Raw genomic sequence first — 20,310 nt, 5'->3', positions numbered from 1 at the left:
AAGCCTCATGACAGCAGCCATGCAAGACGACCCCGGCGAAGATCTCGTCCAAGCCCTCGAAGACGGCTGGCTGCCGATTCGTGAAGTGGCGCGCCAGACCGGCGTCAACGCCGTGACCCTGCGCGCCTGGGAACGCCGCTATGGCCTGATCGTGCCGCAGCGCACGCCCAAGGGCCACCGGCTGTTCAGCCACGACCATGTGCAACGCATCAACACCATCCTCACCTGGCTCAATCGCGGCGTGCCGGTCAGTCAGGTGAAAAACCTGATCGACTCCGCGCACGTCGCCCCCGACGCCGTCGAAAACGAATGGCACACCCTGCGCCAGACCCTGGTGCAGGCGATCAGCGAACTGGCCGAACGCCGGGTCGATGACGCCTTCAACCAGGCCATGGCGCTCTACCCGCCGCGCACCCTGTGCGAACAACTGCTGCTGCCGCTGCTCAGCGAACTGGAGCAACGCTGGCAGGGCCAATTCGGCGCGCAGATGGAACGGGTGTTCTTCCTGTCCTGGTTGCGCAGCAAGTTCGGCGCGCGGATCTATCACAACAATCGCCAACTGCAGGGTGCGCCGCTGCTGCTGGTGAATCATTCCGACCTGCCGCTGGAGCCGCACCTGTGGCTCAGCGCGTGGCTGGCCAGCAGCGCCGATTGCCCGGTGGAAGTCTTCGACTGGCCGCTGCCAGCCGGCGAACTGGCGCTGGCGGTGGAGCACCTGCAACCACGGGCGGTGCTGCTGTATTCGAGCCAGGCACTCCATCTGTCGGCACTCGCAAAACTTCTGGGCGGCATCCGCTGCCCAAAATTGATCGTCGGCCCAACGGTATGCATCCACCAGGCCGAGTTGACGGTATTGACCGGCGATATCCCTGAATTGTTCGTCGCCGAAGACCCATTGTCGGCTCACCAGATACTGATCCAGCGTGGACTTCTTTAAATGCATTTGATCTGGCTGCGCACCGACCTGCGCCTGCATGACAACACCGCCCTGGCCGCCGCGAGCCAGCGCGGCCCGGTGGCGGCGGTGTACCTGGTTACCCCGCAGCAATGGCTGGCCCACGACGACGCACCGTGCAAGGTCGACTTCTGGCTGCGCAACCTGCAGCACTTGAGCCAGGCCCTTGGCGCACTGAATATTCCCTTGCTGATCCGCTCTGCCCCGACCTGGGACCAGGCGCCCGCCGTGCTCGGCCAACTGTGCCGGGAGCTGTCGGTCGAGTCGGTACACGTCAACGAGGAATACGGCATCCACGAAAGCCGTCGCGATGCGGCGGTGGCCAAGGCCCTGGAAGCCGAAGGCGTGAGCTTCCACCGTTACCTGGACCAATTGCTTTTCCAGCCCGGCAGCGTGCTGACCAAGACCGGCACCTACTTCCAGGTATTCAGCCAGTTCCGCAAGGTCTGCTACGCGCGCCTGCACAGCGCCGTGCCGCGCTTGGTGGCAACGCCCAAGGCTCAAGCGGCCCTCGCGCTGAACAGCGACCCGGTGCCGCAACAGGTCGACGGTTTCGAAGCCCCGAGCGAGACGCTGCGCGCCCTCTGGCCCGCCGGTGAAGACGAAGCGCGCCGCCGCCTCGACGCGTTCGCCGAGCAGCAGATCAGCTACTACAAGGACGAGCGCGACTTCCCGGCCAAGCCCGGCACCAGCCAGCTTTCCGCGTACCTCGCGGCGGGCGTGGTTTCGCCGCGCCAGTGCCTGCATGCCGCGTTACAGAGCAACCAGGGCGAGTTCGAAAGCGGCGACATCGGCACAATCACCTGGATCAACGAACTGCTCTGGCGTGAGTTCTACAAGCACATCCTGGTGGGCTACCCGCGGGTGTCCCGTCACCGCGCCTTCCGCCCCGAAACCGAGGCGGTGGCCTGGCGCGACGCGCCCAAGGACCTCGCCGCCTGGCAGCAGGCACGCACCGGTTTGCCGATCATCGACGCCGCCATGCGCCAACTGCTGGACACCGGCTGGATGCACAACCGCCTGCGCATGGTGGTGGCGATGTTCCTGACCAAAAACCTGCTGATCGACTGGCGCGAAGGCGAGCGCTTCTTCATGCGCCACCTGATCGACGGCGACCTGGCGGCCAACAATGGCGGCTGGCAGTGGAGCTCCTCCACCGGCACCGATTCGGCGCCGTATTTCCGGATTTTCAGCCCGCTGAGCCAGTCGCAAAAATTCGACGGCGACGGCGTGTTCATCAAGCACTGGCTGCCGCAACTGGCGGCGCTGAATAAAAAGGACGTACACGACCCGCAGGCTGCCGGCGGCCTGTTCGGCGTGGCCGATTACCCGCGTTCGATTGTCGACCTGAAACACTCCCGCGAACGGGCATTGGCGGCGTTCCGCAGCCTGCCGTCGCGCCAAGCAGTGGGAGCCGAATATGAGTGACTTCCTGCGCCGCTTCGCCCAGGCCTTTGCCTCTCTGGACAAGCACAACCTGCACCTGCTCGACAGCCTGTACAGCAAGGACATCGCCTTCACCGACCCGCTGCACGACGTGCATGGGCTCACGGCGCTGCACCAGTATTTCGCGCAGCTGTACGGTAACGTCAGCCAGTTGCGCTTCGACTTCCACGGCTTCGACCAGGTCGCCGAAGGCGAAGGTTACCTGCGCTGGAAAATGAGCTTTTGCCACCCGCGCCTGGCCAAGGGCAAGGTCATCCGGGTGGAAGGCTGCTCGCACCTGATGTGGCGCGACAAGGTGTACCGCCATCGGGATTATTTCGATGCCGGCGCGATGCTTTACGAACACTTGCCGGTCGTCGGCCGTGTGGTCAGTTGGCTGAAAAGGAGAATCGGATGAGCCTCACACCAGCCCGTCGTTATTGGCTGACCGGCGCCAGCAGTGGCATCGGCGCCTCCCTCGCTGTGGAGCTGCTCAACAGCGGCGCCCACGTGGCCCTGAGTGCGCGCACCAAAGGCCCGCTGCAAGCGCTCGCCCAACGCTTTCCCGGCCAAGTGCTGATCGTGGCCGGCGACTTGACCAACAGCCAGACCGTGCGCGAAATCGGCGAACACATCGCCCAGGTCTGGGGGGCGCTGGACACAGTGATCCTCAACGCTGGCACCTGTGAATATGTCGATGCCAAGCAATTCGACGCGTCGATCATCGAGCACGTGGTACGCACCAACCTGCTCGCCAGCAGTTATTGCATCGAAGCCGCGCTGCCACTGTTGCGCGCCGGGCGCACGCCGCACCTGGTGGGCGTGGCCAGCGCCGTGACCTACCTGCCGATGCCGCGCGCCGAAGCCTATGGCGCGTCTAAGGCCGGGTTGCGCTACCTGTTCGAATCCCTGCGCATCAGCCTGTCGCCGGAAAACATCGACGTCACCGTGATCAGCCCGGGTTTTGTCGACACGCCGCTGACCGAGCGCAATGACTTCCCGATGCCCATGAGCTGGTCTGCCGACAAGGCGGCACGGTATATCTTCGCCAAGCTGAACAAGCGTCCGCTGGAGATCGCCTTCCCGGCGATGCTCATCGCCACCCTGTGGCCGCTGTCGAAACTGCCGAATCGCGCGCAACTGATCATCGGCAAACGCATGCTGCGTAGCCCGCCGCCGAAAAAGGACGACCTGTGAAGATCGCCATTATCGGCAGCGGTATTGCCGGACTGACCAGCGCCTACCTGCTCAGCCGTAGCCACGACATCACCCTGTTCGAAGCGGGCGACCGCATTGGTGGGCACACCCACACGGTCAACGTGACCGTCGAGGGTAAACGCTATGCGGTGGACACCGGCTTTATCGTATTCAACGACTGGACCTACCCCAACTTCATCCGCCTGCTGGGGCAGATCGGCGTGACGTTCAAACCCACCGAGATGAGTTTTTCGGTGTGCGACCAAAGCACCGGGTTCGAGTACAACGGCAACACCCTCAACAGCCTGTTTGCCCAGCGGCGCAATCTCCTGTCGCCAGGGTTCTGGGGCATGTTGCGCGATATTTTGCGCTTCAACCGCGAGGCGCCGCTGGACCTGCAAGCGCAACGCATCAGCGCCGACATGACCCTGGGCGACTACCTCGACGCCGGCGGCTACGGCCCGCGATTCATCCGGCATTACATCGTGCCAATGGGCGCGGCGATCTGGTCGATGTCGCTGGCGGACATGCTCGGTTTCCCCTTGCAGTTTTTTGTGCGCTTCTTCAAGAACCACGGTTTGCTGTCGGTGAGCAACCGCCCGCAATGGTGCGTGATCGAGGGCGGCTCAAGCAGTTACATCGAACCCCTGACCCGCGGCTTTCGTGAACATATTCGCCTCGACTGCCCCGTGCATCGGGTCGAGCGCGCCGCAGACGGCGTGATTATCCACAGCGCCGCCGGCACCGAAGCCTTCGACAAAGTCGTGTTCGCCTGCCACAGCGACCAGGCGCTGGCCCTGCTGGGCGACCCGAGCAGCGCCGAGCAGCAGATCCTCGGCGCCCTGCCCTACGCCGACAACGACGTGGTGCTGCACACCGACACGCGCCTACTGCCCGACCGCAAACTGGCCTGGGCCAGTTGGAACTACCGGCTCAGCGGCAACGCGCAGACCCAGGCGGCGGTGACCTATGACATGAACATCCTGCAAGGCATCGACAGCGCCACGACCTTTTGCGTCAGCCTCAACCAAACGTCAATGATCAACCCGCTGAAGATCCTCGCCCGCTACACCTACGCCCATCCGCAATACAGCCTGGCGGCCGTGGCCGCGCAAGCGCGCTGGGAAGAGTTGTGCGGCGCGCAGCACACCTACTATTGCGGCGCCTATTGGGCCAACGGTTTCCATGAAGACGGCGTGGTCAGCGCCTTGCGCGTGGCCCGCGCGCTTGGAGAAACCCTGTGAACAGCGCCCTGTACAGCGGCTGGATCGCCCATCGACGGTTTGCGCCCAAGGCCCATGCCTTTCGTTACCGCATCGGCTTGCTGTACCTGGACTTAAGCGAACAGGACGAAGTGCTCGGGCTCTCGCCCCTGGCCGGCGCCGGTCGCCTGGCCGCCTTCGGCTTTCGCCAGCAGGATTACCTGCGTGAATTCACGCGCCACGGTATGAGCTTGACCGATGCCGTGCGCCAGGAAGTCGGCAAGGCGCTGGGGCGCACCCCCCAGGGCGTTATCTGCCTACTGACCCAGGCCCGCAGTTGGGGCCTGGCTTTTAACCCGGTGAGTTTCTTCTACTGCTTCGAGGCCGACGGACAATTGGCCGCGATCCTGTGTGAAGTGACCAACACCCCATGGCGCGAACGCTATCACTACGTGCTGCCGGCCCTGGCGCTGGACGCGGGTGAACATCAGCATTTCGCCGTGGCCAAGGCGTTTCATGTGTCGCCGTTCCTGCCGCGCGACTTGGAATACCGCATGAGCTTCAGCCCGCCCGCTGCCAGGCTTGGCGTACACATGGCCGATTGGCAGGGCGATCAAAAAGTCTTCGACGCCACCTTGAGCCTGCACCAGGAAACGCTCAACCGCGCCAGCCTGCACCGCTACCTGTGGCGCTTCCCCTGGATGACCGCCAAGACCTGCCTGGCGATTTATTGGCAGGCCCTGCGCCTGTTGCTCAAACGCACACCGATTTTCCCCCATCAGGCCGCCGATGGCGCCTCTCGCACCGCAGTCGGGTACACCAAGGATCGCCGCCATGAAATCCCCTAACTTATCGGTCAAGGCCAACCGCCTGAACGTCAACGGCGTGACCACCGCACTGCTGCGCAAGGCCGTGTTGCGTCAACTCAGCCAATTGCGCCACGGTCAGTTGGTGCTGGTCGAGGACGGCGAACGCCAAGTGTTCGGCGCCCGCGAAGCGCACCTGCTGGGGGAAATCCAGATCCTCGATTCGGCGGTGTGGGGGCTGGTGGCGGCCAACGGTTCAATCGGTGCCGGCGAAGCGTTTATCCACGGGTATTGGAGCAGCCCGGACCTGACTGCGGTGGTGCGTGTGATGGTCAGCAACCTGGAAGTACTCGACGCACTGGAGGGTGGCCTGGCCAAACTGGCGCGGCCGTTCACCCAAGGCTTGCATTGGCTCAACCGCAATACGCGCAAGGGTTCACAGAAAAACATCGCCGCTCACTATGACCTGGGCAACGATCTGTTCGAAGAATTCCTCGACCCGACCATGATGTATTCGGCGGCGCAGTTCCTGAGCCCCGAAGACACCCTGGAACAGGCGCAACTGAACAAACTGGAGCGCATCTGCCAGAAACTCTCGCTTAAACCCACCGACCATCTGCTGGAGATCGGCACCGGCTGGGGCAGCATGGCGCTGTATGCAGCGCGCCACTATGGCTGCAAGGTCACCACCACGACCTTGTCCCGGGAGCAGTTTATCTACACCCAGCAACGCATCAGCGACATGGGGCTGCAAGACCAGGTAACGCTGTTGCTGCAGGACTACCGAGACCTGAGCGGCCAATATGACAAGCTGGTGTCCATCGAAATGATCGAAGCGGTGGGCCATCGCTTCCTGCCGACCTACTTCAAACAGTGCGCCCACCTGCTCAAGAGCGATGGCCTGATGCTGCTGCAAGCCATCACCATCCGCGAGCAACGCTTTGAACAGGCCAAGAACAGCGTCGACTTTATCCAGCGCTATATTTTCCCCGGCGGCGCCCTGCCCTCTGTGCAGAACATGCTGCAGATTGTCAGCCGCGACACCGACATGAACCTGCTGCACATGGAAGATTTCGGCCTGCATTACGCGCGAACCCTGCGCTTGTGGCATGAGAACTTTCGCCGAGCCCACGGCCGCCTCATGGAATTGGGCTACGACGAATACTTCCTGCGGTTGTGGGAGTTTTACCTGTGCTACTGCGAAGGCGGCTTTATGGAGCGCACCATCGGCACCGCGCAGTTGCTGCTGGCCAAGCCGGCAGCCATCAACCCGCCGTTGCTCGGGCGTTTCAGTGCTTAAACCGCTGGCGAATGCCGTGCTGTTCCAGTGCGGCTGGTTTGCGTGCGTGTTGGGCGGCGACAGCGCATGGTTATTGGTCGGACTGGCCGTCCTGGCGGTCCACCTGCTGTGGATCAGTTCGTGGGCCGAGGACGGCGCGCTGATCGTCGGCGTGATGCTCGCGGGCACGCTGCTGGATAGCGCGCTACGTGCGGCAGGGGTATTCCAGTTCGGTGAGCCGGGCCCGCTGATTCCCTTTTGGCTGATGTTGCTGTGGGCATTGCTGGCTACCACGTTGCGCCATTGCCTGGCCTGGACGGCTCGCCCCTGGTGGCGCGCGGCGCTGCTCGGGGCACTCGGCGGGCCGCTGTCTTATTACGCGGGCAGTCAACTGGCGGGGGTGCAGTTCGGTTACGGCGTGACGCCAACCCTGGCCGGCCTGGCGCCGCTGTGGGCGCTGCTATTCGTCGGATTGCAGCGGCTGGCCCGTTAACGTCTGTCAGCCCTTTCACACCTGTGGCACCCGCTTGCCTTACACTGCGCGCCTATGACCAACATCCCCCATACCCAAATCACCGACCCCGTCGTCACCTGCTCGACGTGCGCGGCCTGCTGCTGCCAGCTGGAAGTCATGCTGATCACCGACACGGGCGTGCCCGAGCGCTATATCGACACCGATGATTGGGGCGGCGAAGTCATGCTGCGCCTGGACGACGGCTGGTGCGCGGCGCTGGATCGCAACACGATGATGTGTACGATTTATGAGCGTCGGCCGCTGATTTGCCGGGAGTTCGAGATGGGCGCACCGGAATGCCTGACCGAGCGCGAAGGGATAGCGACGGCTTACCGCTGATCTCAATGTGGGAGGGGGCTTGCTCCCGATAGCCGTGGGTCAGTTGGCAAATTCTGCGACTGACACTGCGCTATCGGGGGCAAGCTCCCTCCCACAGGGTTTTGCAGGGTTCTGAAGTTACAGCGGCATCGTGTAGTGCAACGAGTAGCTTTCTACGCCGTCGTTATGGTCGCTGATTCCGGCGTTGGAATAATGCAACGCCCGAATGCCCACTTCATGCCCGCCGTTAAAGCGCAAACCGAAGCCCAGGCGGTCTTCGAACTGGAAAGCCTGGCCAAGGTTGTTGTCTTCCAGCCGCGTGCGGGAAAACGCCGCCACCCCGATCCCGGCCTCGATGTAAGGCTTTACCGACTCCCCGGCGAACTCGTACACAAACACCGGCGAGAACGACAGGCTGCTCGCGCCTGCACGGTGATCACCTTCCCAATAGGTGTAAGCGCCACTCCAATAGCCGGTCAGGCGACCGACGTCGCTCTGCATCCAGCTCTTGTCCCAATCTGACGTCAGCCCCAATCGATAGGTGAGCGTCGAATCACTGGTGGCCCCCAGGCCAAACTCAAGACCGGCGGCCTGCGCCGAAAAAGAGTGTCCCACCACAACGGCTGCAATCGCAGCCAAACAGAACAAGCGCTTCATATAGAAACATCCTTTCCGATCGAAGTTATAGGGTTTTACACAGACAATCTCACCTATAGAAGCCAACGCAGTGCCAGACGTTCAGCGTCTAACGGCGAAAATTCACGAAATTTTCACGAGCAGAAGCTTCTCACAACTCCGGGATGTTTCCATAGTGTCGGTAGGATATTTCTTAGGTGATACACATCGCCGCTGGTCCAGAACTGGGCAGGCTCCGGCTTGCCGGTGGCCAGCAGATCGCGTTCGCCCAGCAGGCGCTTGAGTTGGCGAGCCACGGCGGCGCCGGTGTCGATCAGGCTGATGCTGGGGGGCAACATCTGCGCCAGGAGCGGCTTGAGGAAGGGGTAGTGGGTGCAGCCGAGGATAATGGTGTCGCAACCGGCGCTGAGCAGCGGATCGATATAGCCTTGCAATAGCTGGCGCAGGGCCGGGCTGCCCAGGTCGCCGGTTTCAATCAGTTCTACCAGGCCCGGGCACGGCTGGGTAATCACCCGCACATCGGTGGCAAAACGGTCGAGTAACGCGGCGAACTTGGCACTTTGCAGGGTGCCAGTGGTGGCGAGCACACCGACCACGCCACTGCGGGTCGCGGCGGCGGCGGGTTTGACGGCGGGCTCCATGCCCACCAGCGGCCAGTCGGGGTAGTCCTGGCGCAAATCGGCCACGGCGGCGACGGTCGCCGTGTTGCAGGCAATCACAAAGGCCTTCGCGCCCTGCTCGCGGAAAAACTCGGCGACCCGGTGCGAACGCTCGTAAATAAAGTCAGGGGTTTTCTCGCCGTAGGGGATGTGCCCGCAATCGGCGACGTACAGCAGCGACTCATGGGGCAACAGTTGCTGGATTTCCTCCAGCACCGTCAACCCGCCGATGCCGGAGTCGAACACACCGATCGGTGCATCCTTAACCACGGTGCGTCCCACACACGCTGCAACCGGGGTCGCGCTTGACGCGCAACTCACGGAAACGTGTGGTCAAGGCATCGATCAGCAACAAGCGTCCGACCAAGGGCTCGCCGAAACCGGCGAGCAATTTCAACGCTTCAAGCGCCTGCAGGCTGCCCACCAGACCGACCAGCGGGCCAACCACGCCGGCTTCGCTGCAGGTCAGTTCGGTGTCGCTGCCGTGCCCGTATAAACAGTGGTAACACGGGCTGTCGGCGCGGCGCGGGTCGAACACCGACAGTTGCCCGTCCAGGCGGATCGCCGCGCCGCTGACCAACGGTGTGCCGGCGGCCACGCAGGCGGCGTTGACCGCTTCGCGGGTGGAAAAATTGTCGCTGCAATCGAGCACTACATCCACCGCCGCCACCGCCGCCGCCAGGGAATCGGCATCCAGCGCAGTCCGGTGAGTGAGCAGTTTGACCTCAGGGTTAATCGCGCTCAGACGGCGGATGGCCGAATCGACCTTGCTCAGGCCGACGCTGTCGGTGTCATGGATGATCTGGCGTTGCAGGTTGGTCAGGTCGACGGTGTCGAAATCTGCCAGGTGCAACTCGCCGACACCGGCGGCCGCCAGGTACAGCGCCACGGGCGCGCCCAGGCCGCCGAGGCCGACGATCAAGGCGCGGGCGTTTTTCAGGCGCAATTGGCCGTCGATGTCGACCTGCTGCAACAGAATCTGTCGGCTATAGCGCAACAGCTCCTGATCGGTCAGCACGGCCGGTGTCCCAGGCTGATGCGTTCGTGGCCGCCGAGGTCGATGCGGCTGTGTACGCCTTCAAAGCCTTGGCTCAGCAACAGGTCACGCACCGCTGCGGCCTGGTCGTAACCGTGTTCCAGCAACAGCCAACCGCCAGCAGCGAGGTGCGCTGGCGCGTCGGCGATGATCAGGCGCAGGTCGTCCAACCCGTCATGACCGGCTACCAGCGCGCTGGCCGGCTCAAAGCGCACATCGCCGGCCACCAGGTGCGGGTCGTTGGCGGCGATGTAGGGCGGGTTGCTGATGATCAGATCGTAGGTGTGGCCCTGCAACGCGCTGAACCAATGACTGTTGAGCACGGTGGCGTTGTGCAGGTTCAGGCGTTGGCGATTGCGTTCGGCCAGGGCCACGGCTTCGAGTACGCGGTCGACGGCGGTGACGTGCCAGGCCGGGCGGTCACTGGCCAGGGCCAGGGCGATGGCACCGCTGCCAGTGCCGAGGTCGAGCACCTTGGCCGGCGTTGCGGGTAACAATTCCAGGGCCGCCTCGACCAGCAGTTCGGTGTCCGGGCGTGGGATCAGCGTGTGGGGCGCGACCTCCAGGTCCAGCTTCCAGAAGCCTTGCTGGCCGAGGATATAGGCCACCGGCTCACCGGCGCGGCGGCGTTGCAGGTAATCGGCGAAGGTCAGCGCGGCTTCGCTGCTGACGATTTTTTCCGGCCAGGTGTGCAGGTAGCTGCGGGACTTGCCCAGGGCAGCCGCGAGCAACAGCTCCACGTCCAGGCGTGCGGTGGGCGAGTCGGGCAGCTCGGCGGCGCGGAGCAGGCTGGCGATGATGGTCATTTATTCACCTATCGCCGCCAATTGGTCGGCCTGGTATTCGACGAGCAATGGCTCGATCACCGCGTCGATGCCACCGGCGAGAATCTCGTCCAGGCAGTAGAGCGTGAGGTTGACCCGGTGGTCGGTGACCCGGCCCTGGGCAAAGTTGTAGGTGCGGATGCGCTCGGAACGGTCGCCCGAACCCACCAGCAGTTTGCGCTCACTGGCAATCGCGTTGGCGGCGGCGCTGGTCTGCTGGTCATTCAGCTTGGCCGACAGCCAGGACATGGCCCGCGCCCGGTTCTTGTGCTGGGAACGCTCTTCCTGGCACTCCACCACGATGCCCGACGGCAAGTGCGTGATGCGGATCGCCGAGTCGGTCTTGTTGATGTGCTGACCACCGGCACCGGATGAACGGTAGGTGTCGACGCGCAGGTCCGCCGGGTTGATCTCGATGGCTTCCTGCTCGTCCGGCTCGGGCAACACCGCCACGGTACACGCCGAGGTGTGGATACGGCCTTGGGATTCGGTGGCCGGCACCCGCTGCACGCGGTGCGCACCGGATTCGAATTTCAGCTTGCCGTACACATTGTCGCCTTCGACGCGGGCGATGACTTCTTTATAGCCGCCGTGTTCGCCCTCGTTCTCGGACAGGATCTCGATGCGCCAGCCGCGCCGTTCGGCATAACGCGAATACATGCGGAACAGGTCGCCGGAGAAAATCGCCGCCTCGTCGCCGCCGGTGCCGGCGCGGATTTCGAGGAAGACGTTGCGCCCGTCGTTGGGGTCCTTGGGCAGCAGCATGCGTTGCAGGTCGCCTTCGAGCTCGGCCAATTTGTCTTTGGCCTCACGGACTTCTTCCACGGCCATTTCACGCATGTCCGGGTCGCTGTCCTTGAGCAGCGCCTGGGCGCCTTCAAGGTCGGCCTGTACTTTCAACAGGTTCTGGTAGGTGACCACAATGGGCTCAACTTCGGCGTATTCCTTGGAATAAGCACGGAACTTGGTCTGATCGGAGATGACCTCGCCGTCGCCGAGCAAGGCGGTCAGTTCTTCGAAACGGTCCTGGAGCACGTCCAGTTTGTTGAGCAGTGACGCTTTCATTGCGGTTTTTTATCCGAAGAGCTATCTGACGCGCCCTCACCGAGGGCAAAGAGTTCCTGCGCCATGGCCAGCGCATCGAGGCGGCCTTCGGCAGTGAGTTTTTTCAGTTGTACGCTGGGGGCGTGCAGCAATTTGTTGGTCAAGCCACGGGCCAGTTGCATCAGCACGTCTTCGGCGTTGCCGCCATTGGCCAACAAACGCTGGGCCTTGCTCAACTCCTCGTCGCGCAAGCGTTCGCCCTGTTGACGATACGCCTTGAGCACGTCCACCGCCGCCAGTTCGCGCAGGCGCACCATGAAATCTTCGGCGCCGACGCTGACCATTTCCTCGGCGGCCTGGGCCGCGCCCTGGCGACTCTTGAGGTTTTCGGCGACCACTTCGTGCAGATCGTCGACGCTATACAGGTAAACGTCGTCCAACTCGCCGACTTCCGGCTCGATATCGCGGGGAACGGCAATATCGACCATGAAGATCGGCTTGTGCTTGCGCAGCTTCAGCGCGCTTTCCACCGCGCCTTTACCCAGGATCGGCAACTGGCTGGCGGTAGAACTGATCACGATGTCGCTGCGCACCAGTTCGGCCGGGATGTCCGCCAACAGCACGGCGTGGGCGCCGAACTGTTCGGCCAGGATGCTGGCACGCTCCAGGGTACGGTTGGCGACGACGATACGCTTCACGCCGAGGTCGTGCAGGTGGCGGGCGACCAGGGTGATGGTCTCACCGGCACCGATCAGCAAGGCCTGGCTGCGCTGCAAGTCGCTGAAAATCTGTTTGGCCAGGCTGACGGCGGCAAATGCCACGGACACCGGGTTTTCCCCGATGGCAGTGTCGGTGCGCACCTGCTTGGCGGAATTGAACGTGGCCTGGAACAGGCGCCCCAGCAGCGGCCCCACAGTGCCAGCCTCACGCGCCACGGCGTAGGCGGATTTCATCTGGCCGAGGATCTGCGGCTCGCCCAATACCAGCGAATCGAGACCGGACGCCACACGCATCATGTGACGAACTGCCGCATCGTCCTCATGCACATAAGCGCTCGCGCGCAGGTCGTTGACGTCCAAATGGTGGTAATCGGCCAGCCAGCGCAGTACGACATCCGCTGAAAGATGCTCCTGCTCTATATAAAGCTCGCTGCGATTACAGGTCGAAAGGATCGCAGCTTCGCGGCTGTCGGTGAGTCGGCAGAGCTGCTGCAAGGCCTCAACCAACTGCTCAGGCGTAAACGCCACGCGCTCGCGCACGTCTACGGAGGCAGTTTTGTGGTTAATACCGAGTGCAAGGAAGGCCATTCAATATCGCTGATGATGTCGGAAAGCCGACAATTGTCCTACTTCGATAGATTCAGAACAACCACCGTCGTCTATTGTCCCTATGCGTTGTGCCTATAAAGGCATCCATTGAGACTCGGTTATGTTTGGCCGAAGGCTTGTGTCATGATGATCCGACCGCAGGTTAGTCGTCCTCTTCCTATATGAATAGATCCTCCGCGTTGCTCCTTGCTTTTGTCTTCCTCAACGGCTGCCAGGCCATGGCCCCCGTGTCGCCGGACGGTACACCGCCGGTGGAAGAGAGCACCCCAGCCCCTGAAAAACCCAAGGTTTACTCCTCGTTCAGCGAAGAAACGGTGTACAGCCTGCTGACCGCAGAACTGGCTGGCCAGCGCAATCGTTTCGATATTGCGCTGGATAATTACGTGACCCAGGCCATCAATACGCAAGATCCGGGGATCTCGGAGCGGGCGTTTCGCATCGCCGAGTACCTGGGGGCCGATCAGGCCGCACTGGACACTTCGCTGATCTGGGCGAAAAACGCGCCGGACGATCTGGAAGCCCAACGGGCGGCGGCCATTCAATTGGCGCGCTCCGGGCGCTACGACGACTCCATGGCCTATATGGAGAAAGTCCTGCAGGGCAAGGGCGACACTCATTTCGACTTTCTTGCGCTGTCGGCGGCCGACACCGACCCGGACACGCGCAACGGGCTGATGAAGAGTTTCGACCGCCTGCTGCAAAAACACCCGAAGAACAGCCAGCTCGTGTTCGGCAAGGCCTTGCTGCTGCAACAGGACGACGAAGCCGAAGCCGCACTGAAGCTGCTCGAACAGAACCCGCCGGAAGAAGGCGAGATTGCGCCGATCTTGCTGCGCGCCCGCCTGCTGCAGAACCTCAATCGCGGCAAAGAAGCGATTCCGCTGCTGGAAAAAAGCATCAAGAAATACCCGGACGACAAGCGCCTGCGCCTGACTTACGCGCGCACGCTGGTGGAGCAGGACCGCATGGAGGACGCCAAAGTGCAGTTCGCCAACCTGGTCCAGCAATACCCGGACGATGACGAATTGCGCTACTCCCTGGCGCTGGTGTGCCTGGAAGCCAAGGCCTGGGACGAGGCCAAGGGCTACCTGGAAGAGTTGATCGAGCGCGAAAGCCACGTGGACTCGGCGCACCTGAACCTCGGCCGCGTCGCCGAAGAAAACAACGACCCCCAGGCCGCCCTGCTCGAATACGCCCAGGTCGGTCCTGGCAACGATTACCTGCCCGCCCAGTTGCGCCAGGCCGACATCCTGATGAGCAACGGTCGTACCGACGAGGCGGAAAAACGCCTGGCTGCGGCCCGCGAGGCTGAACCGGACTACGCGATCCAGCTGTACCTGATCCAGGCCGAGACCTTGTCGGCCAACCATCAGGGCGAGCGCGCCTGGAAAGTCTTGCAACAAGCCTTGCTGCAATACCCCGACGATCTGAACCTGCTCTACACCCGCGCGATGCAGGCGGAAAAACGCAATGACCTGGCACAGATGGAAAAGGACCTGCGCCTGATCATCAAGCGCGATCCGGAAAACGCCATGGCGCTCAATGCCCTGGGTTACACCTTGTCCGACCGCACCACGCGTTACGCCGAAGCCAAGGTGCTGATCGAACAGGCCCACAAGCTCAACCCGGAAGACCCGGCCGTACTCGACAGCCTGGGCTGGGTGAATTACCGCCTGGGCAACCTGGACGAGGCTGAGCGCCTGCTGCGCATGGCGCTGGAGCGCTTCCCCGACCAGGAAGTCGCTGCACACCTGGGCGAAGTGCTCTGGGCCAACGGCAAACAGCGCGAAGCCCGACAAATCTGGGAAAAGTTCCTCAAGGAACAACCCGAAAGCCCCATCCTGCGCAGCACCATCAAGCGCCTGACCGGTTCCGAGACCCTTTAAGTTTATGTTCTTGCGCCACTTTATTGTTTTCAGCTTCATCGCCTTGCTCGCCGGTTGTGCGGGCTTTGGCGCCCGCGAATCCGTTGAAGGCCAGGGCAGCCCGGCGCAATGGAAACAGCACAAGGCACAGCTCAGCAGCATTGATGGCTGGCAGATCGAAGGAAAAGTCGGGGTGCGTGCGCCGAAAGATTCCGGCAGCGGCACCTTGTTCTGGCTGCAACGCCAGGATTACTTCGATATCCGCTTGTCCGGCCCGTTGGGTCGAGGCGCCGCCCGCCTGACCGGCCGACCGGGGCAAGTCAGCCTCGAAGTGGCCAACCAGGGTCGCTACGAAGCCGCCTCCCCGGAGGCGCTGCTGGAAGAGCAGATCGGCTGGAAGTTGCCGGTGTCGCACCTGGTATGGTGGGTACGCGGCTTGCCCGCACCTGACAGCAAAAGCCGCCTGAGCCTCAATGGCGATAGCCGCCTGGCGTCCCTGGAACAGGACGGCTGGAAGGTCGAATACCTGAGCTACGTGCAGCAGAGCGGTTATTGGCTGCCTGAACGGATCAAACTGCACGGCACCGACCTTGACGTCACGCTGGTGATCAAGGACTGGCAACCGCGCAAGCTGGGGCAATAACGTGAGCGTAGAGAAACTGACCCTGCCCTCCCCGGCCAAACTCAATCTGATGCTGCACATTCTGGGTCGCCGCGAAGACGGCTACCACGAGTTGCAGACGCTGTTTCAATTTCTCGACTACGGCGATGAACTGACGTTCGCCCTACGCGACGATGGCGTGATCCGACTGCACACCGAACTTGAAGGCGTGCCCCACGACAGTAACCTGATCGTGAAGGCCGCGAAAAAACTTCAGGCACAATCCGGCTGCACGCTCGGCATCGACATCTGGATCGATAAAGTCCTGCCCATGGGCGGCGGCATCGGTGGCGGCAGCTCGAATGCCGCGACCACACTGCTGGGTCTGAACCACTTGTGGCAGCTCGGCTGGGACCTCGATCGCCTGGCCACGCTGGGCCTGACCCTGGGTGCCGACGTCCCGGTTTTCGTGCGCGGGCACGCTGCTTTTGCCGAGGGTGTGGGGGAAAAACTCACCCCTGAATACCCGGAAGAGCCGTGGTATGTCGTGCTTGTCCCGCAAGTATCTGTAAGTACAGCAGAAATTTTTTCAGATCCGCTGTTGACACGTAACTCTCCTCCCATTAAAGTGCGCCCCGTTCCCAAGGGAAACAGTCGAAATGACTGCTTACCGGTTGTAGCAAGGCGTTACCCAGAAGTACGTAACGCTTTGAGTTTGTTAGGTAAATTTACCGAAGCAAAATTAACCGGCACTGGAAGTTGTGTGTTTGGGGGCTTCCCAAACAAAGCTGAAGCTGATAAAGTCTCGGCCCTTCTTACAGAGACCCTTACAGGGTTTGTGGCAAAAGGAAGCAACGTTTCGATGTTGCATCGCAAGCTGCAAAGTCTGCTCTAAAAGGAACCGAGTACTGGGTACTCGTTGCAACAGATACAGGGGCGTCGCCAAGCGGTAAGGCAGCAGGTTTTGATCCTGCCATGCGTTGGTTCGAATCCAGCCGCCCCTGCCATTTTCCTTTACTCATCCAGGTTACCCTCAGCCTCTAGGTACTGCGCGTGTCCAAGATGATGGTCTTTACGGGGAACGCCAACCCCGATCTGGCTCGACGTGTCGTTCGTCAGCTGCATATCCCTCTCGGTGACATCTCTGTCGGTAAGTTCTCCGACGGCGAAATTACCGCCGAGATCAATGAAAACGTTCGCGGTAAAGACGTCTTCATTATTCAGCCGACCTGCGCTCCGACCAACGATAACCTGATGGAACTCGTCGTGATGGCTGATGCCTTCCGCCGCTCCTCAGCGACTCGAATCACAGCTGTAATCCCTTACTTTGGTTATGCCCGTCAGGATCGCCGTCCGCGTTCCGCACGTGTGGCTATCAGCGCGAAAGTCGTGGCTGACATGCTCACCGTGGTAGGCATCGACCGTGTTCTCACGGTTGACCTGCACGCTGACCAAATCCAGGGGTTCTTCGATATTCCGGTAGATAACATCTACGGCTCCCCCGTATTGGTGGATGACATCGAAGACCAGCGCTTTGAAAACCTGATGATCGTGTCCCCGGACATTGGTGGCGTCGTGCGTGCACGGGCTGTTGCCAAATCCTTGGGCGTTGATCTCGGGATCATCGACAAACGCCGCGAGAAAGCCAATCACTCTGAAGTGATGCATATCATCGGTGATGTCGAAGGGCGTACCTGTATTCTGGTTGATGACATGGTCGACACCGCAGGCACCCTGTGCCACGCGGCTAAAGCCTTGAAAGAGCACGGTGCGGCAAAAGTCTTCGCCTACTGCACACACCCTGTGCTGTCGGGCCGAGCGATCGAGAACATCGAAAACTCAATGCTGGACGAACTGGTGGTGACCAACACCATCCCGTTGTCCGCTGCAGCTCAAGCCTGTTCGCGTATCCGTCAACTGGATATCGCACCGGTAGTTGCCGAAGCGGTTCGCCGCATCAGTAACGAAGAATCGATCAGCGCGATGTTCCGTTAAGGGTCAAACCAACGGATCACCTCACTGACGAAAAGCGCCCCGCCCCAGCATATTGTTGGGGCGGGGCTTTTTTGCCCATATCGCCTTTAGCGCTGGTCGCAAACGCTGGGGCGAATGTGGTTATTTTGGAGATACAACATGAACGAATTTATTCTGAATGCTGAAGTGCGTTCCGACCTGGGGAAAGGTGCGAGCCGCCGCCTGCGTCGTCTCGCAAGCCTGGTTCCAGCTGTAGTTTACGGTGGCGAAAAAGCCCCTGAATCCATCAGCATGCTGGCTAAAGAAGTTGCCAAACTGCTGGAAAACGATGCGGCCTACAGCCACATCATCTCGCTGAACATCGGCGGCACCAAGCAGAACGTCATCATCAAGGCGCTGCAACGTCACCCAGCTAAAGGCCACGTGCTGCACGCTGACTTCGTTCGCGTCGTTGCCGGCCAGAAACTGACCGCCATCGTGCCTGTGCACTTTGTTGGTGAAGAAGCTCCGATCAAGAAAGGCGGCGAAGTTTCGCACGTTGTTGCCGAGATCGAAGTGACCTGCCTGCCGAAAGACCTGCCTGAGTTCATCGAAGTCGACCTGTCGGCCATGGAAATCGGCGAAATCATCCACCTGTCCGACCTCAAAGCCCCTAAAGGCGTTGAGTTTGTCGCACTGGTTCACGGTGATGACAAAGCGGTTGCCAACGTTCACGCTCCACGCGTTGCTCCAGAAGCTGAAGAAGGCGCTGCAGAGTAATTCACTCTGTATTGCCGGAGCTTGAGGAAACATCGCGGACCGAAACGTAGCGAGAAAGCGGGCGATAACGCGGCGTTTACTCTTGAGTAAATGATCTCTTGTCGTCCACTTTCGCCGCACTCAGGTCGGCAATGTTATCCACAACTCCAAAGGAAGGGCCCCTGTCGTGACTGCCATTAAACTGATCGTTGGCCTGGGAAATCCAGGCGCCGAATACGAACAGACCCGGCATAACGCGGGGGCCCTTTTTGTTGAGCGCATCGCCCACGCCCAAGGTGTAAACCTGGTGGCCGATCGCAAGTATTTTGGCCTGACCGGACGCTTTTCGCATCAGGGTCAGGATGTTCGTCTGTTGATTCCCACCACCTACATGAACCGCAGCGGCCAGGCTGTCGCGGCGCTTGCGGGGTTCTTCCGGATCAAACCCGAAGAGATCCTGGTGGCCCATGACGAACTGGACCTGCCACCCGGCGTTGCCAAGCTCAAGCAAGGCGGCGGGCATGGCGGGCACAATGGCCTGCGCGACATCATCGCGCAGTTGGGCAATCAGAATACCTTTTACCGCCTGCGGCTCGGCATTGGCCACCCAGGCGTTGCCAGTATGGTTTCAAATTTCGTCCTGGGTCGTGCGCCACGCGCCGAACAGGAAAAACTCGATGCCTGCATCGATTTTGCCCTCGGCGTGCTGCCGGATATCCTCGCCGGGGAATGGAACCGCGCGATGAAAAACCTGCACAGCCAGAAGGCCTGACTCTTTTCCGAGGGGAAACACCATGGGATTCAATTGCGGCATCGTCGGCCTGCCCAACGTCGGCAAATCCACCCTGTTCAACGCGCTGACCAAGTCCGGTATTGCGGCGGAGAACTTCCCCTTCTGCACCATCGAACCCAACACGGGTATCGTGCCGATGCCGGATACGCGCCTGGATGCACTGGCGCTGATCGTCAACCCCAAGCGCGTCCTGCCGACCACCATGGAATTCGTCGACATCGCCGGCCTGGTAGCCGGTGCGTCGAAAGGCGAAGGCCTGGGTAACAAGTTCCTGGCCAACATCCGCGAAACCGATGCCATCGCCCACGTGGTCCGCTGCTTTGAAGACGAGAACGTGATTCACGTCTCCAACAGCGTCGACCCGAAACGCGACATCGAGATCATCGACCTGGAACTGATCTTCGCCGACCTCGACAGCTGCGAGAAGCAACTGCAGAAAGTTGCGCGTAACGCCAAGGGTGGTGACAAGGACGCCGTGGTCCAGAAAGGCCTGCTGGAGCAACTGATCGCTCACTTCACCGTGGGCAAGCCGGCACGCAGCCTGATGAAGACCATGAGCGCTGACGAGAAGGCCGCGGTCAAGGGCTTCCACCTGCTGACCACCAAGCCGGTGATGTACATCGCCAACGTCGCCGAAGACGGCTTCGAGAACAACCCGCTGCTCGACGTGGTCAAGGCCATCGCCGACGAAGAAGGCGCGATCGTGGTTCCGGTGTGCAACAAGATCGAAGCGGAAATCGCCGAGCTCGATGACGGCGAAGAAAAGGACATGTTCCTCGAGGCCCTGGGCCTGGAAGAGCCTGGCCTGAATCGCGTGATCCGCGCCGGTTACGAAATGCTCAGCCTGCAAACCTACTTCACCGCCGGTGTCGAAGAAGTCCGCGCCTGGACCGTCAAGGTCGGCGCCACCGCGCCACAGGCTGCCGGCGTGATCCACACCGACTTTGAAAAAGGCTTTATCCGCGCCGAAGTGATCGCCTACAACGACTTCATCCAGTACAAGGGTGAAGCCGGTGCGAAGGAAGCCGGGAAATGGCGCCTGGAAGGTAAGGAATATATCGTCAAAGATGGCGATGTGATGCACTTCCGCTTCAACGTCTAAGCGTTGTCGGAATC

General features: G+C 61.5%; 22 protein-coding genes and 1 tRNA gene. 17 read left to right on the top strand and 6 right to left on the bottom strand.

Going from position 1 to position 20,310, the window contains the following annotated elements:
* The first annotated feature begins 7 nt into the window (after window positions 1-7).
* Genes P3S72_RS04715 through P3S72_RS04675 form a run of 9 tightly spaced genes read left to right on the top strand, consistent with a single transcriptional unit; the run spans window position 8 to window position 7,717 of the window.
* Window positions 8-937, top strand: a complete 930-nt coding sequence (locus P3S72_RS04715; protein ID WP_276196452.1) for a MerR family transcriptional regulator — start codon at window positions 8-10, stop codon at window positions 935-937.
* The gene (gene phrB, locus P3S72_RS04710) at window positions 938-2,383 is read left to right on the top strand and encodes a deoxyribodipyrimidine photo-lyase (protein WP_276196451.1); all 1,446 of its coding nucleotides are present in this window, start codon (window positions 938-940) and stop codon (window positions 2,381-2,383) included.
* On the top strand, window positions 2,376-2,798 hold the full coding sequence (locus tag P3S72_RS04705; RefSeq protein ID WP_276196450.1) for a nuclear transport factor 2 family protein: 423 nt from the start codon (window positions 2,376-2,378) through the stop codon (window positions 2,796-2,798). The genes phrB and P3S72_RS04705 overlap by 8 nt, the downstream gene beginning before the upstream one ends.
* Window positions 2,795-3,577, top strand: a complete 783-nt coding sequence (locus P3S72_RS04700) for an SDR family NAD(P)-dependent oxidoreductase (protein WP_276196449.1) — start codon at window positions 2,795-2,797, stop codon at window positions 3,575-3,577. Before P3S72_RS04705 ends, P3S72_RS04700 begins: the two co-directional genes overlap by 4 nt.
* A complete protein-coding gene (locus tag P3S72_RS04695; RefSeq protein WP_276196448.1) occupies window positions 3,574-4,821 on the top strand; it encodes an FAD-dependent oxidoreductase in 1,248 nt (415 codons plus the stop codon). Before P3S72_RS04700 ends, P3S72_RS04695 begins: the two co-directional genes overlap by 4 nt.
* Window positions 4,818-5,627 carry a DUF1365 domain-containing protein gene (locus tag P3S72_RS04690; protein ID WP_276196447.1) on the top strand — a complete coding sequence of 270 codons (810 nt, stop codon included), beginning with the start codon at window positions 4,818-4,820 and terminating at the stop codon, window positions 5,625-5,627. The genes P3S72_RS04695 and P3S72_RS04690 overlap by 4 nt, the downstream gene beginning before the upstream one ends.
* Window positions 5,614-6,885 carry a cyclopropane-fatty-acyl-phospholipid synthase family protein gene (locus P3S72_RS04685; RefSeq protein ID WP_276196446.1) on the top strand — a complete coding sequence of 424 codons (1,272 nt, stop codon included), beginning with the start codon at window positions 5,614-5,616 and terminating at the stop codon, window positions 6,883-6,885. Before P3S72_RS04690 ends, P3S72_RS04685 begins: the two co-directional genes overlap by 14 nt.
* Window positions 6,878-7,357 carry a DUF2878 domain-containing protein gene (locus P3S72_RS04680; RefSeq protein WP_276196445.1) on the top strand — a complete coding sequence of 160 codons (480 nt, stop codon included), beginning with the start codon at window positions 6,878-6,880 and terminating at the stop codon, window positions 7,355-7,357. The genes P3S72_RS04685 and P3S72_RS04680 overlap by 8 nt, the downstream gene beginning before the upstream one ends.
* Before the next feature lie 54 nt (window positions 7,358-7,411).
* Complete coding sequence (locus P3S72_RS04675) at window positions 7,412-7,717, top strand: YkgJ family cysteine cluster protein (protein WP_276196444.1); 306 nt, start codon at window positions 7,412-7,414, stop codon at window positions 7,715-7,717.
* 117 nt (window positions 7,718-7,834) lie between these two features.
* Here P3S72_RS04675 and P3S72_RS04670 read toward each other — a convergent pair whose 3' ends face one another.
* From P3S72_RS04670 to hemA, 6 genes are all read right to left on the bottom strand, one after another.
* The gene (locus tag P3S72_RS04670) at window positions 7,835-8,353 is read right to left on the bottom strand and encodes an acyloxyacyl hydrolase (RefSeq protein ID WP_276196443.1); all 519 of its coding nucleotides are present in this window, start codon (window positions 8,351-8,353) and stop codon (window positions 7,835-7,837) included.
* A 113-nt stretch (window positions 8,354-8,466) separates the two neighbouring features.
* Window positions 8,467-9,261: a glutamate racemase gene (murI, locus tag P3S72_RS04665; RefSeq protein WP_276196442.1), complete on the bottom strand. Its 795-nt coding sequence runs from the start codon at window positions 9,259-9,261 to the stop codon at window positions 8,467-8,469.
* On the bottom strand, window positions 9,254-10,009 hold the full coding sequence (locus P3S72_RS04660) for a molybdopterin-synthase adenylyltransferase MoeB (protein ID WP_276196441.1): 756 nt from the start codon (window positions 10,007-10,009) through the stop codon (window positions 9,254-9,256). Before P3S72_RS04660 ends, murI begins: the two co-directional genes overlap by 8 nt.
* A complete protein-coding gene (prmC, locus tag P3S72_RS04655) occupies window positions 10,003-10,833 on the bottom strand; it encodes a peptide chain release factor N(5)-glutamine methyltransferase (protein WP_276196440.1) in 831 nt (276 codons plus the stop codon). Before prmC ends, P3S72_RS04660 begins: the two co-directional genes overlap by 7 nt.
* Window positions 10,834-11,916, bottom strand: a complete 1,083-nt coding sequence (gene prfA / locus P3S72_RS04650) for a peptide chain release factor 1 (protein ID WP_276196439.1) — start codon at window positions 11,914-11,916, stop codon at window positions 10,834-10,836. It lies immediately after the preceding gene.
* Window positions 11,913-13,202 (bottom strand): glutamyl-tRNA reductase, encoded by a 1,290-nt coding sequence (hemA, locus tag P3S72_RS04645; RefSeq protein ID WP_276196438.1) that lies wholly within the window; start codon window positions 13,200-13,202, stop codon window positions 11,913-11,915. The genes prfA and hemA overlap by 4 nt, the downstream gene beginning before the upstream one ends.
* A 182-nt stretch (window positions 13,203-13,384) precedes the next feature.
* Between hemA and P3S72_RS04640 the strand changes: the two genes are divergently transcribed.
* From P3S72_RS04640 to ychF, 8 genes are all read left to right on the top strand, one after another.
* Entirely contained in the window at window positions 13,385-15,109 is a 1,725-nt protein-coding gene (locus P3S72_RS04640) for a tetratricopeptide repeat protein (RefSeq protein WP_276196437.1), read from the top strand.
* Window positions 15,110-15,113: 4 nt separating this feature from the next.
* Entirely contained in the window at window positions 15,114-15,731 is a 618-nt protein-coding gene (gene lolB, locus P3S72_RS04635; protein WP_276196436.1) for a lipoprotein insertase outer membrane protein LolB, read from the top strand.
* Window position 15,732: 1 nt separating this feature from the next.
* On the top strand, window positions 15,733-16,584 hold the full coding sequence (gene ispE, locus P3S72_RS04630; protein WP_276196435.1) for a 4-(cytidine 5'-diphospho)-2-C-methyl-D-erythritol kinase: 852 nt from the start codon (window positions 15,733-15,735) through the stop codon (window positions 16,582-16,584).
* A 37-nt stretch (window positions 16,585-16,621) separates the two neighbouring features.
* Window positions 16,622-16,696 (top strand) — tRNA-Gln (locus P3S72_RS04625).
* Between the two features lie 46 nt (window positions 16,697-16,742).
* Window positions 16,743-17,684 (top strand): ribose-phosphate pyrophosphokinase, encoded by a 942-nt coding sequence (locus tag P3S72_RS04620; RefSeq protein WP_003208392.1) that lies wholly within the window; start codon window positions 16,743-16,745, stop codon window positions 17,682-17,684.
* 138 nt (window positions 17,685-17,822) lie between these two features.
* Window positions 17,823-18,422 (top strand): 50S ribosomal protein L25/general stress protein Ctc, encoded by a 600-nt coding sequence (locus P3S72_RS04615; protein WP_247397494.1) that lies wholly within the window; start codon window positions 17,823-17,825, stop codon window positions 18,420-18,422.
* 166 nt (window positions 18,423-18,588) lie between these two features.
* Entirely contained in the window at window positions 18,589-19,173 is a 585-nt protein-coding gene (gene pth, locus P3S72_RS04610) for an aminoacyl-tRNA hydrolase (RefSeq protein WP_017844407.1), read from the top strand.
* Window positions 19,174-19,195: 22 nt separating this feature from the next.
* Window positions 19,196-20,296, top strand: coding sequence for a redox-regulated ATPase YchF (gene ychF, locus P3S72_RS04605; RefSeq protein ID WP_247397490.1), 1,101 nt, complete (start codon window positions 19,196-19,198; stop codon window positions 20,294-20,296).
* Window positions 20,297-20,310: the final 14 nt, after the last annotated feature.

The sequence above is a fragment of the Pseudomonas sp. D3 genome, from assembly GCF_029320995.1.
GTDB lineage: Bacteria > Pseudomonadota > Gammaproteobacteria > Pseudomonadales > Pseudomonadaceae > Aquipseudomonas > Aquipseudomonas paraveronii.
The sequence above is the reverse complement of the archived record's forward strand: the minus strand, read 5'-3'. Positions and strand labels throughout refer to the sequence as shown.

What these genes read in the sequence shown, in the direction of transcription:
- P3S72_RS04715 (WP_276196452.1), top strand. Translation starts at nt 8, where the DNA reads ATGACAGCAGCCATGCAAGACGACCCCGGCGAAGATCTCGTCCAAGCC.
- phrB (WP_276196451.1), top strand. Translation starts at nt 938, where the DNA reads ATGCATTTGATCTGGCTGCGCACCGACCTGCGCCTGCATGACAACACC.
- P3S72_RS04705 (WP_276196450.1), top strand. Translation starts at nt 2,376, where the DNA reads ATGAGTGACTTCCTGCGCCGCTTCGCCCAGGCCTTTGCCTCTCTGGAC.
- P3S72_RS04700 (WP_276196449.1), top strand. Translation starts at nt 2,795, where the DNA reads ATGAGCCTCACACCAGCCCGTCGTTATTGGCTGACCGGCGCCAGCAGT.
- P3S72_RS04685 (WP_276196446.1), top strand. Translation starts at nt 5,614, where the DNA reads ATGAAATCCCCTAACTTATCGGTCAAGGCCAACCGCCTGAACGTCAAC.
- P3S72_RS04675 (WP_276196444.1), top strand. Translation starts at nt 7,412, where the DNA reads ATGACCAACATCCCCCATACCCAAATCACCGACCCCGTCGTCACCTGC.
- P3S72_RS04670 (WP_276196443.1), bottom strand. Translation starts at nt 8,353, where the DNA reads ATGAAGCGCTTGTTCTGTTTGGCTGCGATTGCAGCCGTTGTGGTGGGA.
- prmC (WP_276196440.1), bottom strand. Translation starts at nt 10,833, where the DNA reads ATGACCATCATCGCCAGCCTGCTCCGCGCCGCCGAGCTGCCCGACTCG.
- prfA (WP_276196439.1), bottom strand. Translation starts at nt 11,916, where the DNA reads ATGAAAGCGTCACTGCTCAACAAACTGGACGTGCTCCAGGACCGTTTC.
- hemA (WP_276196438.1), bottom strand. Translation starts at nt 13,202, where the DNA reads ATGGCCTTCCTTGCACTCGGTATTAACCACAAAACTGCCTCCGTAGAC.
- P3S72_RS04640 (WP_276196437.1), top strand. Translation starts at nt 13,385, where the DNA reads ATGAATAGATCCTCCGCGTTGCTCCTTGCTTTTGTCTTCCTCAACGGC.
- lolB (WP_276196436.1), top strand. Translation starts at nt 15,114, where the DNA reads ATGTTCTTGCGCCACTTTATTGTTTTCAGCTTCATCGCCTTGCTCGCC.
- P3S72_RS04615 (WP_247397494.1), top strand. Translation starts at nt 17,823, where the DNA reads ATGAACGAATTTATTCTGAATGCTGAAGTGCGTTCCGACCTGGGGAAA.
- ychF (WP_247397490.1), top strand. Translation starts at nt 19,196, where the DNA reads ATGGGATTCAATTGCGGCATCGTCGGCCTGCCCAACGTCGGCAAATCC.